Origin of the sequence: Stenomitos frigidus ULC18 (assembly GCF_003003795.1) — a bacterium.
GTDB lineage: Bacteria > Cyanobacteriota > Cyanobacteriia > Leptolyngbyales > Leptolyngbyaceae > Stenomitos > Stenomitos frigidus_A.
Genome location: NZ_PVWK01000095.1, coordinates 1 through 11,843 on the forward strand (window position 1 = coordinate 1; position 11,843 = coordinate 11,843).

The window sequence follows — 11,843 nt, forward strand, 5'->3', positions numbered from 1 at the left end:
AGAGACTCCTGAAAAGACACTGCTGCTTTGCTTTAGAGTATCTGATGTGATTCGGATCCGCGTTCGCCAACAGTATCAGCCCCTTTGCTTGCCATAATTAGCGCGTGTAATCGTGGCGGGATGGACGCAAGCACCACAGTTAGGAGCGTTCGTCGCAAGCCTCTAATACGGTTATGTTGAAATCACGCCTTTAATGCATCTCTCGTTCGTCGGACTTTTGGGCAGGAGGCATGAGGCATGAGCGGTCAGCGGTCAGCGGTCAGTAGTCGGCAGTTAGTAGTCAGCGGTCAATTCGGCAGTCAGCGGTCAGCGATGGGTAACGACATTAACCGTTACGTTGGTTGTGGGAGCTTTTTAGACCATGAATCAGCGGCTTAAGGGAATGGCAATACCAGTTGCTTAAACACCGTTTGCGTCCTTGAGTTGTTTCATTCAGACTCTTAAGAGACTGACCTAACGGACTGGCAAGAAGGGAAAAAAGGTCTTGATGAATTTTCGGAGGCGCAGCAGATTAAGATTTTTTTCGATCGCGCGTCCCAACTGCGGTCGAGACGATGCTGGCGTTTGGAGTTCTGTCTGGAGTTGAGCATACTCGCTTGCAGAAATGGGTTTGCCATCGATCGGCGATCGGGCACCAGTAATAATTTCTGTCCGCAGCACTTCTTCGGGCTGATCGTCTGGGCTGGGCAGTGACCACGCAGGTTCGATCGCAACAAAGCAAAACCCCGCCAGCAACAAGAGGCTTTTGACAGTGACGCTTGACGTTTGACGCTTAACGCTTAAAGATTTTCTCTTCATGCTTGTTCAACGTGCCTTACCGACCGCTATTTTATGCCTTTTTCCCACTTCTCTGTTTTCCCACTTCCACGATCGATCGCTACTTCACAAGCCCGGTGGCAGAGGCTCTTGACAAAGTTGGTGCATTTCACTGATGCGTTCAAACAGCCAGGGGTGAGCTTGACAATACTGAGGGATGAGAGCTAGCGGGCTGAGGAGTGCTGCTGCTGCAATGTCAGCAACACTGAATTGGCTACCCACCAGATAAGTGTTGGGTTTCCAGCGATCGCCGAGCACCTCTAGGGCAAGGGACAACCGCTGACGGGCTAGCTCTACGGCTGCGGGATTCATATCGTACTGCCAGCGTACAATCTGAATCACAAGTTGGCTAGAGAGGGATGGGTCGATTTGCTTACCGTCACCCCGACGAAAATCGTAGTAAACAAAGCGGGTGGCGGTGCCAATACTCTCATCCAACCAATCTTCCAACAGTTCAGCTTCCAGCTGAAGGGCGGGATCAGTTAAGAAGACGGTGGGATCAGGCTGGTGGCGTTCTAAAAAGCGCAGGATTTGCGTAGAGTCAGCGATCGCGATCGGTTCGCCCTCCAACTCAGGCAGCAAAACGGGCACTGTCTTTAAGCCCGTCAACGGTTTGAGCTTCAGTACGTGCGCTCCGGGCGTCAGGTTTTCTACAGTGTAGGGAATTTGCTTATAGCCCAAAGCCAAGCGAGCTTTGCGGCAGTAGTGGGACGTGCTGAATTGCAGTAGTCGCATAGACAGGGAGCAAGGTTTGTAGTCGGACGATCGGCACAACCGTAGAAGTCGGCAGTCTCACCCTAGCCCTCATCCCTGCACCTGACAACTGGTTAGTGAGGCAAGGCAAGAGACTTTTCAAACATCCTCTCAACGCATGAGCAACCGGCTTGAACCAGCCTGCTATCCTGAGAAAGGTGTTTTTGACGATCGTTGTGTCCCAAAATCCTCGGCAGTTGGCTTTTCTAGCGTTGCGATCGGTGCATCGAGGTGCCTTTGCAGACGTGGCTCTAGACAAAACGCTGCGTCAGGCAACGCTCACTAGCCTCCTCGATCGTCGTCTGCTGACCGAACTCGTCTATGGCAGCGTTCGTAGACAGCGCACATTGGATGCGTTGATTGATCAATTAGCGAAGAAGCCCGCTCAACAGCAACCGGCTGATCTGCGTGCCATCCTCCATCTGGGTTTGTATCAACTGCGTTATTTGAACCAGATACCAGCCTCCGCAGCCGTCAATACGACCGTTGATCTGGCTAAACAAAATGGCTTTTCCGGGTTAACAGGATTCGTGAATGGTTTATTGCGGCAGTATATTCGCTTGACAGAAGATAGTCGGGAATCAGGAATCCGAAGTCCTGAGTCAGAAGAGAGGGAAGCAGGCGGTAACGCCGTTGACTCTGCAGGCGAGGCCGCAGGCAATAATGTTAAACAGACGGTGGTTTCTCATACCATTGATCCTCTATCCTTCATCCTTTATCCGTCTCCAGCCGATCGCCTTGGCGTTCTACATAGCTACCCCGACTGGATGGTCAAGGTTTGGCTAGAGCAGTTGGGGCTAGAAGCGACAGAGCAACTTTGCCAGTGGATGAATCAGCCACCGCATATCGATATCAGGGTGAATACCTTGCGGGCCTCAGTCGAAACGGTTGAGGAGGCGATGCAAGGAGCGGGCATTGCGGTCAGTCGTGTGGCTCACCTACCAGCCGCGTTGCGCTTGCCCAATGCGTCAGGTTCAATTCAGCAGCTACCGGGGTTTGCGGAAGGATGGTGGATCGTGCAAGACAGTAGCGCTCAGTTGGTGGGCTACTTACTAGACCCACAGCCCAAAGAGGTTGTTGTGGATGCGTGTGCGGCACCAGGCGGTAAAACGATGCACATCGCTGAGCTGATGCACGATCGCGGTACCGTTTGGGCGTGCGATCGCGCGGCCTCTCGCCTCAAAAAGCTCCAGCAAAATGTCGATCGTCTGGGTCTGCACTCGATCCAACTCTGTGAAGGCGATAGCCGCAATTTGCCACAGTTCATCGGTCAAGGCGATCGGGTGCTCGTCGATGCGCCCTGTTCTGGGCTGGGAACCCTTCACCGTCATGCTGATGCCCGCTGGCGGCAGACACCAGAAACTGTGCAGCAACTGACTCAGCTGCAGGCAGAACTGCTAGAGCAGGCAGCGTTATGGGTCAAACCAGATGGCATTCTGGTTTACGCTACCTGTACCCTGCATCCCGCAGAGAATGAAGCGATCGTGCAAGGCTTTCTCCAGCGCCATACTGATTGGGCGATCGAGCCACCGCAGGCCAACTCACCACCTGCAGCATTTGCAACCGACGAGGGCTGGCTCAAAGTATGGTCGCATCAGCACGACATGGACGGCTTTTTCATGGCGCGCTTAAAGAAGCGTTAAGCAGGCGTAGGTAGGTGTCGTAGCAAGGGTGTAGTGTGTAGGAAAAATAGCCCTCTACCTGCATACGTCCGACTCACATCCTTACTTCATAAACTTATGACAGCAGATCCCCGCGTCAAAACATTGCTCAAAATTCTGATTGGTGTAGCCTGGATTGATGGTCAAATCCAGCCAGAGGAGCGCGCATACCTGCACAATATTGTCAAAGAGAAAGGCTTAGAAAACGAACCAGAAATTCAGCCGTTGCTCTATGAATTCAGACCGGTCAAAGCAGCAGAATGCTACGGCTGGGTCAAGGAATATCTGGGCGAACAGCCAACCTCGGAAGCATGCCAACAGCTCATAGAAGCCATTAGCGGGCTCATCTATAGTGACGGCACCGTAGACACCAGCGAAGCAAAACTGCTCACCGACTTACAGCTTCTAGACCCCGCTCAAGCGCCATCTGAGCCGGGGAAGAGTCCAGTGCTAACGGCAATTCGTAGCGTTTACCAGCGCTGGATCTCCACCCTAAATCCGTAGCGTTAAAGCGATCGTTCGTTTTCTACTCAAAGAACCCTGCTACAGACCAGGCGTTTCCTCTTTTTTAACTTCAGGTATAGCATCAGGACGATCTTTGCCTTCCCAACCGGGCGGACGCTTGGAGTTGTACCAGGCGATCGAGCCGATCGATACGGCGGCAATAAACCCAATCACATAAACAGCCGTAAACGAAACGGGAAACGGCATACCCGTGCTAGCGGCATCGGCGACTATTAATATATGCATCAGCAACACTCCATACAATTTTGAAATTCTACACCTAAGAATATAAGCGTGAGTACACTAACACATCTTCCACAGGGATGGTTCTTGCGATCTCGTCATCATTCAGCAGGCAGGGGTGAGCCATTGTCAGTCGGCGTGGGCCTCAGATGTGCAAGCTGCTGGCTAATTGATTGCAAATGCTATCAAATTGGCAAGCGGAGCGTTTGATTCGATAGTATTGTTAAGCATTGGTAAAGTACTGTAGACCTCTCGCTATGAAGCCTGCCCTGACTCAACTTGGCAACGAAATGTCCCGACTGACTGGTGTGCGGGCAATCATGAAGGATATTACGGAAACGCTGCGATCGGGCGCAGGGCGAGAATTCATCAACTTGAGTGCAGGCAATCCACTGATTCTGCCCGAAGTCGAGCAACTCTGGCGGGATTGCACGGCGGACTTGCTGGCAAGTGACGAGTATGGGGCGGTAGTTTGCCGCTATGGTGCGAGTCAGGGCTATCAACCGCTCATTGATGCCGTTGTCAACGACTTTAATCAGCGTTACGGGCTAAAGTTGACTGCACGCAACGTCCTGATCACGCCTGGTAGTCAAAGCCTCTATTTCTACGCTGCCAATGCGTTCGGTGGTTATACTGCCGATGGCATTTTGAAAAAAATTGTTTTACCGCTCAGCCCTGATTACACAGGCTACGGTGGCGTCGCACTGACCCAAGAAGCGCTCTTTGCCTACAAGCCGTCACTTGAGGTAGATGCGGCGGCCCATCGATTCAAGTATCGTCCCGACTTCAAGCAGCTTGAAATTGCGGAAGATACGGGCTGCGTTCTCTTCTCCCGTCCTTGTAACCCGACTGGCAATGTACTTACCGATGATGAAGTGCAGAAAATTGCCACAATGGCTGCAACGCACGATGTCCCTGTGCTAGTTGACTCTGCCTATGCCCCACCGTTTCCAGCGCTCAATTTCACTCCGATGACACCGCTGTTCGGCGAAAATATTTTGCACTGCATGAGCCTCTCTAAGGCTGGATTGCCAGGAGAACGTATTGGTATTGCGATCGGGGATGAGCAGTTGATCCATGTTCTGGAGTGTTTCCAGACGAATATGTGCATCCATTCGCCCCGCTATGGGCAGGCGATCGCCGCCCGTGCCATTAACTCCGGTGCCTTGGCAGACATTTCCGCCCATATCATTCGCCCCTTCTACCAAAGCAAAAGTCAGATTGTGGAAGCCACTCTTGATCAAGCGATGCCCGACGTCCCCTGGTTTCTCCACCGTGGTGAAGGTGCCATTTTCTCGTGGTTATGGTTGCAAGATCTACCCATCACTGATTGGGAGTTTTACCAGGAATTGAAGCAAGTTGGCGTGATTGTTGTTCCCGGTAGCTCGTTCTTCCCCGGACTGCGCGAGGATTGGGCACACACCCGTCAGTGCCTTCGCATTAGCCTGACTGGTAGCGATCAAGAGCTCGAAACCGCTATGAAGCAACTGGCAGCGGTCGTCAAGCAGGTCTATCAGCGGTCAGCAGCAGTCACAGCGTCAAGCGGAAGCAAACTACAGCAGTCAGTGGTGGCCACGTGAGCGAGCGCAACCCAGAACTCGAACAGCCCACACCAGTAGACAGCACCCGCCAAAAGGCAAAGACCAGACGGAAAAAGGCTGAGGAGAAGCGGCAGAAAGCAGAAGGCAAAAGGCAGAACACCGACACCCCATACCCCACACCCCACACCCCACACTTCCTCCCGATCGGCAAGATTGTCGCGGCTCAGGGCATGAAGGGCGAAGTACGGGTCTATCCAGAATCGGACTTTCCAGAGCGGTTTCTGGAACCAGGAACGCGCTGGCTGCTTCGATTGCACGCCAGCACACCCGAACCCATTGAGCTTGTGCGCGGACGCTATCTCGACGGTAAAGGGCTCTACGTTGTCCAGTTTGCGGGCGTGACCGATCGCACTCAGGCCGAAGCCTTACATGACTGCAAACTCTTTGTGCCAGAAGGCGATCGGCCTCCGTTAGAAGACGGCGAATTCCACATCCTCGATTTGATCGGTCTGGAAGTTTTCGATCAAGCCACTCAAGTGCTCGTTGGTACGGTCGTCAGCATCATCCAAGCAGGCAATGACATTCTAGAAGTGCAGCGTGAGCCTGTACCTGAAAAGAAATTACAGACGCTATTAATTCCGTTTGTCGAAGCGATCGTGCCGCTAGTTGATTTACCCCAGCGCCGCATCGAAATTACGCCACCACCAGGCTTAATTGAGTAACCGCTTCAGTGAGCCATCACAGCTGCTAGATCTGCAGGTCTACGGATGAGAAAATCTGGGCTCTGAGCAGCCAATACCTCGCAAGAGTTAAACCCCCAGCAGACAGCAATCACTTGAATGCCAATTTTGCGGGCGGCTTCTACATCTCTGGTTTCGTCACCAACGTAAATGGCCTTAGCTGGAGCAATCTCTTTTTGACGCAGGATTTGTTGAATAATCCGACCTTTGCCAAACAGCGTTAACCCAGACTCGATGAAGTCAAAGAGTTCCCGCATGTCTTGAGCCTCCAAAAAGGCGATGACGTTTTGCCTGGAATTAGATGTCACGATGCCCAGATGATGCCCCTGGCGCTTCAGTTCTAACAAAGCGTCTTTAATGCCAGGAATCGGTTCGAGTCGAGCAATTTCGCGGTTGAGTTCACTACGCAGTCGTCGGATCAAAAACGGCAACTTGAATAAGGGCACTTTCGATCGCTTAAGAATCTCTCTAGAACTGAGCTTTTTTAACTCATTGGCCTCTTCTACAGAGGTAGGTGGATAGCCAAACTGAGCGGCTAGACGGTTGCTAATCTTAAAAACGGCATCAAAGGAGTCGGCGATCGTCCCGTCAAAATCAAAAATAATCACCTTCGCGGTTTGCTCAGGAATGAGTAGCGGCAAAGATTGGTTTAACACGCGCATAGTTTATTTGGATCGTTTTCAGAAAAGCGACAACCGAAGCAACATTAACCGCGGCTCCGCAGATTTACAATGCTATCTTGCCAACAGACACAACGCCCACAGCTTCAGTTTACAAACACCTGCGATCCTTAAAGCCAAGTCCTGCGGCAACGTCATGGTGAAGAACCAATCACGATACGCAATAAACGACTTCAACGCTGATCGCCTCAGAGATTTAGGAGCTTTTTAGCAAACAAAATATCCATAAGGTCAGGTTTAACAAGCTTAGCGGTTGGAGGTAAAGGCTCTGTCAAAACCTGCCCCTACCCAACGGTAATTTTTTCTTGAAAATCTCCCTAGCACAGTTTCTCATTTCTCAGGATGCTTTTAAGTCTTGCGTTTAGAAACGTAGTAAACCACTCCAGCGTAATCGTCAGTAAGCAGAAATCCAACACTACCCATGCCTAACACATCGACTGGTCTGCCGTAGATCATACCGTTCTGCAAAAACCCTGTAATAAAGGGTTCGGGTGCCTTCCCTGGCTGGACACGATCGACCCGATAACCCCGCTGCAAGCTCTTTTTAGAGCCACCATGAAGCGCAACGAGAAAGACGTTTTGCAGGCGATCGATCTGACTATCAGCAAAATACTCCAAGCCTAAAGGCGCGCTGTGTGCAGGAAAGATTGCGTTCGCTAACGGCACTGTACCGCAGTTAACTTTTTGAGACGACTGTTTGAATTGGTCATCGGCATAGACACGCGCTTGGTATTGATAGCAATAAGGCCAACCATAGTGCTGTTGCGGTTTGATGGTGTAAAACGTTTCTTCGGGCTTATTGTCACCTAGATGGTCAGAACCCATATTGGTAGCAAACAGCTTCCCATCCACCCATTTGATTCCTACAGCATTGCGCAAGCCACGGACAAACAGACGTTGATTTTTGCCGTCCGCATCCATTTCCACGATCGCAGCACGTACCGCTTCTTTCTCTTCACACGCGTTGCAGCTACTGCCCACCGCAACGTAAACCTTTTGATTGGAACCGATCGCCACCGTGCGGGTTAAATGCCAACCACCGTATTTGTAGCTCAGCCCATAGTCTGGAAAAGGAGCCAGCACTTGAGGTTGACCGGAGGGCACTTTGTCGCCATTGCGATAGGGATAGCGCACCAGGCGATCGGTCAGCGCCAGATACAACCATTGGGCTCCAGCAGAATCAACGTAGAACGCAACACTGTTGGGATTGCGTAACCCCGTCAGGTATTTTGTCGTCGTACGGAACGTGCCGCTTTTGGGGTCAAAGCCATCAAGACTGTAGACGGTGCCCTTGCGGTTATCCGTCAGGTCAAACATATCGGTGACAAAAATCCGGCTGTCGGGGCTTTTTGCCATAAACCGAACCCGCTTTAAACCCTGTGCGGCAACACGAATGTCCAAAGCATCCGGTAGGTTAAGGCTAAACACTTTGCCATTGGCTAGCGCAATACGATGAGGTGTTAGCTTCAACGGCTTGACAGCTTGAGCGTGGGGCATTCCCTGCGAAGGCGATCCCTGTGGAACGCTTACTTGAAATGCGATCGCCTGATCCGTTTTTGGTCTCTCAGCAACATCTCTGGGCTGTGAGCTGCTAGCACAGAGGGTGAACGCAACTGTACAAAGACCCATTAGCCAAACATGTTTAGCAACCATACAACCGTTATTCAGTTCAACCTGATTCACTTCACAGCCTCGACGTCCACTTTCCGATATCAGCGATCGCCCCATAGCGCGATCGCTGATAGCCACAGTGCACATTGAGGCGGTATCGAGTTACGCAAGTCCAACCAACTTGGCGCTCAGTTCCCACAGGCGATCGGCTCTTTCGTCATCGCGTGCCTGGGGCGAAACCCTCTGCACAAACGACTTACCGTCTTTCTTCTGACGATTGCCCCAACTCCAGTAAGCACCCGACTGTTTGTATTCTGGATCAGCCACCACAGCAGCCACTCGCTCACCCGAAAGCTCCTGAGACACATAGCCACCCGTAATATTTTTTTGGAACAGGGGGAAGAGCTTTTGAAACAGGGGGTAGTGGTTGCGGAACAGCGGAGTATCTGCCACACAGCCGGGATAGAGCGAGGTAAAGGTAATGCCCGTTGAGTCGTGATAGCGACGATGCAGTTCGCGCATGGTGAGCACGTTGCAAACCTTGCTATCTTTGTACGCTTTCACGGGTTCAAATTTCTTGCCATCAGCCATTGCGATCGGCGCTTTAAAGCCATCAGCGAATCCCTTTAAGTCGCCCAAATCGGGACGAGGTGGAATCTTGCCACCCAATTCATCGGGGTTATGCGTCACGGTGCCCAAAATCACAAGCCGTGGATCACCAGACGCAGAATGCTTCAAGTCTTCTAGCAGCAGATTACACAAGAGAAAATGCCCGATGTGGTTCGTAGCCATAGTCAGCTCAAAGCCTTCTGGGCTCCGCAAAGGCTCTTTGATCAACGGCATATAGATAGCAGCGTTGATCACTAAGGCATCCAGCGATCGCCCCTTAGCTCTGAAATTAGCCACAAACTGACGCACACTATCTAGCGAGGCGACATCAATGTGCATAAGAGTATAGCTGTCTCTCGGCATCCCCACCTGCTCGGCAACCTGTTCCGCTTTCGCCAAATCTCGACATGCCATCACGACGTGCCAATCAGGGCGTGCAGCAAGGGCTTTCGCACCATACAATCCCACTCCCGACGATGCACCTGTAATGATGACTGTACGCTTTCGATCTTGTGTCATTTTGTTCTGACTCCGTTGTCCCACTGACTATCTTCAGGATCTCATATTGTTGCCAACGGAAACGATCTTAGAAGGAATGAGGGGGAAAGGGGAAGTGGGGAGTAGGCTACATTTGATTCGGTGCGGTTGCGGTCAAACGTTCCGCACAGCCAGACCCTTAGACCTGCATGATTTGCCTGACATCCACTTAACGTCATTCCCTTCCAACTCATTCCCTCCTCACCCCTCACTCCTGACTCCTCACCCCTCACTCCTGACTCCTCACCTCACCATGCGCTCCACGACACTCGCGATCGCCCCCTTGCTCCAAACCCAGGCAATCACAGGCAAGCAAGCGACCAAAGCAGCGATCGTGCAAAAAATGCCCCGCGCCCGTATCATCCATCTAGCAATCCACGGCCTACTGGATGAACGACGCGGCTTAGGGAGTGCTTTAGCGTTTGCGCCTTCGGTCGAAGCCTCTGGTAGCAAAGTCTCCGATCGTAATCGTCCCACCAGGAAGGGCGATCGTGCCAGCGACGGCTTACTCACCGCAGCAGACATTCTGAGTCTACCGCTCAATGCTGACCTCGTTGTGCTAAGCGCCTGCGACACCGGACGAGGACGTATCAGTGGAGACGGCGTGATTGGTCTATCGCGATCGTTCCTTGCCGCTGGAGCATCTAGCCTCGTGGTCTCGCTCTGGGCAATCCCCGACGCACCCACCGCTGAACTGATGACCCAGTTCTACCGCAACCTGCGCCAAAATAACGACAAAGCCCAGGCATTGAGGCAAGCCATGCTCACAACCATGAAAACACATCCCAATCCTCAAGATTGGGCAGCATTTACGCTGATTGGAGCAGCACAGTAAGGCAGCAAGCAAGTACAGATACAATGGTGGGAAGATCTACAGATAGATGCGAACCCATGACGGCTCCTTCGGAATTAGACACGTTACCGCAGCAGGACTTCGCTATTGATGCCAATCCAGCTCTGGCTGATGATTTGAGCGTGGCGACTACAGGAACAGAGGTCATCGCAGACGATGACCTGACCGACGATGTTGAAATGTCCTTGTTCGACCATTTGGAAGAACTGCGGCAACGGATCTTTTATGCGCTGATTGCTGTTGCAGTGGGCGTCGTGGGCTGCTTTTTCTTCGTCAAGCAGATTGTTCAACTGCTCGAAATTCCGGCAGGCGACGTCAAGTTTCTTCAGCTTGCACCAGGAGAATACTTCTTCGTTTCGATGAAAGTAGCCGCTTACAGCGGGATTCTGCTGGCAAGTCCCGTCATTTTGTATCAAATTATTGCCTTTGTGCTGCCCGGCTTAACCCGCAGTGAACGCAAACTACTCGCCCCGATCGTCTTTGGCTCTAGTTTTCTGTTCGTCGGTGGCTTAGCGTTTGCCTACATCGCGCTCATTCCTGCAGCCCTCAACTTCTTCATCTCTTACGGCGCCGATGTGGTGGAGCAGCTCTGGTCCATCGATCGCTACTTCGAGTTTGTCCTGCTGCTCATGTTCAGCACCGGACTCGCCTTCCAAATTCCCATCATTCAGATGCTCCTCGGTTTGCTGGGCATCGTCTCTTCCAAACAAATGCTCTCCGGCTGGCGCTATGTATTTCTTGGAGCCGCTGTTTTGGGAGCCGTCCTTACCCCTTCTACCGATCCGTTAACCCAAAGCCTCTTAGGTGGCGCAGTCGTCGGACTTTATTTTGGTGGTGTCGGCTTGGTGAAACTATTAGGCAAATGAGATTGCGAGTAAACAAAAGACCCGTAGAGGCAGGTTTGACCAGAAGCTTAACGGCTAGATCACGAGACGCTGGCAAAACCTGCCCGTATCCAACGGTAAATTTTGCTTGGAAAGCTCCTAAGGGGCTGTAAAGAAATAACGTCATGGACTGTAGCGGTCAGCCGTCAGCGGTCAGCCATTAGAGAAAAGTTGACCGCTGATAGCTGATAGCTAATCCAAAAGCATGCAGTTATTTTTTAACAAGTCCTAAGAACCTGTTTGAAAAGTTTGAGGACAGCTTACCCAGCGTGAGTTTTAGGCTTTAAGCGTCGCACCATGAGATGTACCATAGCGGCATAAAGCATCACTTCGCTAGTCTTTGCTTAAGCGACGGTAATGACCAAACCAAGCATAAGTCCGCTCCACCACCCATCGTTTCGGAATCACCGT

The 11,843-nt window shown here is 51.8% G+C and carries 13 protein-coding genes; 7 read left to right on the forward strand and 6 right to left on the reverse strand.

The features are described 5' to 3' along the window. Window positions 1-237: 237 nt before the first annotated feature. Window positions 238-378, forward strand: coding sequence for a hypothetical protein (locus tag C7B82_RS32405; protein ID WP_181357530.1), 141 nt, complete (start codon window positions 238-240; stop codon window positions 376-378). Between the two features lie 75 nt (window positions 379-453). On the opposite strand, the gene C7B82_RS16665 is transcribed toward C7B82_RS32405, so the two are convergent. Both C7B82_RS16665 and C7B82_RS16670 read right to left on the reverse strand, forming a co-directional pair. Further along, window positions 454-798 carry a hypothetical protein gene (locus tag C7B82_RS16665; RefSeq protein WP_245939950.1) on the reverse strand — a complete coding sequence of 115 codons (345 nt, stop codon included), beginning with the start codon at window positions 796-798 and terminating at the stop codon, window positions 454-456. A gap of 84 nt (window positions 799-882) precedes the next feature. Beyond that, the gene (locus C7B82_RS16670) at window positions 883-1,551 is read right to left on the reverse strand and encodes a glutathione S-transferase family protein (RefSeq protein WP_106257415.1); all 669 of its coding nucleotides are present in this window, start codon (window positions 1,549-1,551) and stop codon (window positions 883-885) included. A 149-nt stretch (window positions 1,552-1,700) separates the two neighbouring features. Between C7B82_RS16670 and C7B82_RS16675 the strand changes: the two genes are divergently transcribed. Then, complete coding sequence (locus C7B82_RS16675; protein ID WP_339375216.1) at window positions 1,701-3,212, forward strand: 16S rRNA (cytosine(967)-C(5))-methyltransferase; 1,512 nt, start codon at window positions 1,701-1,703, stop codon at window positions 3,210-3,212. A gap of 96 nt (window positions 3,213-3,308) precedes the next feature. Further along, window positions 3,309-3,734, forward strand: a complete 426-nt coding sequence (locus C7B82_RS16680) for a tellurite resistance TerB family protein (protein WP_106257416.1) — start codon at window positions 3,309-3,311, stop codon at window positions 3,732-3,734. A gap of 39 nt (window positions 3,735-3,773) precedes the next feature. Here C7B82_RS16680 and psb35 read toward each other — a convergent pair whose 3' ends face one another. Then, window positions 3,774-3,980, reverse strand: a complete 207-nt coding sequence (gene psb35 / locus C7B82_RS16685) for a photosystem II assembly protein Psb35 (protein ID WP_106257417.1) — start codon at window positions 3,978-3,980, stop codon at window positions 3,774-3,776. A gap of 287 nt (window positions 3,981-4,267) precedes the next feature. Between psb35 and C7B82_RS16690 the strand changes: the two genes are divergently transcribed. Both C7B82_RS16690 and rimM read left to right on the forward strand, forming a co-directional pair. Continuing rightward, a complete protein-coding gene (locus C7B82_RS16690; protein ID WP_425443622.1) occupies window positions 4,268-5,557 on the forward strand; it encodes a valine--pyruvate transaminase in 1,290 nt (429 codons plus the stop codon). Then, window positions 5,554-6,240, forward strand: a complete 687-nt coding sequence (gene rimM / locus C7B82_RS16695) for a ribosome maturation factor RimM (protein ID WP_106257419.1) — start codon at window positions 5,554-5,556, stop codon at window positions 6,238-6,240. Before C7B82_RS16690 ends, rimM begins: the two co-directional genes overlap by 4 nt. Before the next feature lie 5 nt (window positions 6,241-6,245). On the opposite strand, the gene C7B82_RS16700 is transcribed toward rimM, so the two are convergent. The 3 genes from C7B82_RS16700 to C7B82_RS16710 all read right to left on the reverse strand — a co-directional run bounded on the left by C7B82_RS16700 (window position 6,246) and on the right by C7B82_RS16710 (window position 9,677). Further along, the gene (locus C7B82_RS16700) at window positions 6,246-6,920 is read right to left on the reverse strand and encodes an HAD hydrolase-like protein (RefSeq protein ID WP_106257420.1); all 675 of its coding nucleotides are present in this window, start codon (window positions 6,918-6,920) and stop codon (window positions 6,246-6,248) included. Between the two features lie 366 nt (window positions 6,921-7,286). Next, entirely contained in the window at window positions 7,287-8,696 is a 1,410-nt protein-coding gene (locus C7B82_RS16705) for a PQQ-dependent sugar dehydrogenase (RefSeq protein ID WP_219904519.1), read from the reverse strand. Between the two features lie 15 nt (window positions 8,697-8,711). Further along, window positions 8,712-9,677: a protochlorophyllide reductase gene (locus tag C7B82_RS16710; protein WP_106257421.1), complete on the reverse strand. Its 966-nt coding sequence runs from the start codon at window positions 9,675-9,677 to the stop codon at window positions 8,712-8,714. A 49-nt stretch (window positions 9,678-9,726) separates the two neighbouring features. Here C7B82_RS16710 and C7B82_RS16715 point away from each other — a divergent pair, with 49 nt between their 5' ends. Together C7B82_RS16715 and tatC are read left to right on the forward strand one after the other, a co-directional pair. Next, window positions 9,727-10,530 carry a CHAT domain-containing protein gene (locus C7B82_RS16715; protein WP_245939951.1) on the forward strand — a complete coding sequence of 268 codons (804 nt, stop codon included), beginning with the start codon at window positions 9,727-9,729 and terminating at the stop codon, window positions 10,528-10,530. 56 nt (window positions 10,531-10,586) lie between these two features. Next, the gene (gene tatC, locus C7B82_RS16720) at window positions 10,587-11,414 is read left to right on the forward strand and encodes a twin-arginine translocase subunit TatC (RefSeq protein ID WP_106257422.1); all 828 of its coding nucleotides are present in this window, start codon (window positions 10,587-10,589) and stop codon (window positions 11,412-11,414) included. Window positions 11,415-11,843: the final 429 nt, after the last annotated feature.

Excerpts from the sequence above, each read along its gene's own strand:
- C7B82_RS16665 (WP_245939950.1), bottom strand. The coding sequence starts at position 798 with ATGAAGAGAAAATCTTTAAGCGTTAAGCGTCAAACGTCAAGCGTCACT.
- C7B82_RS16705 (WP_219904519.1), bottom strand. The coding sequence starts at position 8,696 with ATGTGCACTGTGGCTATCAGCGATCGCGCTATGGGGCGATCGCTGATA.
- C7B82_RS16700 (WP_106257420.1), bottom strand. The coding sequence starts at position 6,920 with ATGCGCGTGTTAAACCAATCTTTGCCGCTACTCATTCCTGAGCAAACC.
- C7B82_RS16690 (WP_425443622.1), top strand. The coding sequence starts at position 4,268 with ATGTCCCGACTGACTGGTGTGCGGGCAATCATGAAGGATATTACGGAA.
- C7B82_RS16670 (WP_106257415.1), bottom strand. The coding sequence starts at position 1,551 with ATGCGACTACTGCAATTCAGCACGTCCCACTACTGCCGCAAAGCTCGC.
- tatC (WP_106257422.1), top strand. The coding sequence starts at position 10,587 with ATGACGGCTCCTTCGGAATTAGACACGTTACCGCAGCAGGACTTCGCT.
- psb35 (WP_106257417.1), bottom strand. The coding sequence starts at position 3,980 with ATGCATATATTAATAGTCGCCGATGCCGCTAGCACGGGTATGCCGTTT.
- C7B82_RS16680 (WP_106257416.1), top strand. The coding sequence starts at position 3,309 with ATGACAGCAGATCCCCGCGTCAAAACATTGCTCAAAATTCTGATTGGT.
- C7B82_RS32405 (WP_181357530.1), top strand. The coding sequence starts at position 238 with ATGAGCGGTCAGCGGTCAGCGGTCAGTAGTCGGCAGTTAGTAGTCAGC.
- C7B82_RS16710 (WP_106257421.1), bottom strand. The coding sequence starts at position 9,677 with ATGACACAAGATCGAAAGCGTACAGTCATCATTACAGGTGCATCGTCG.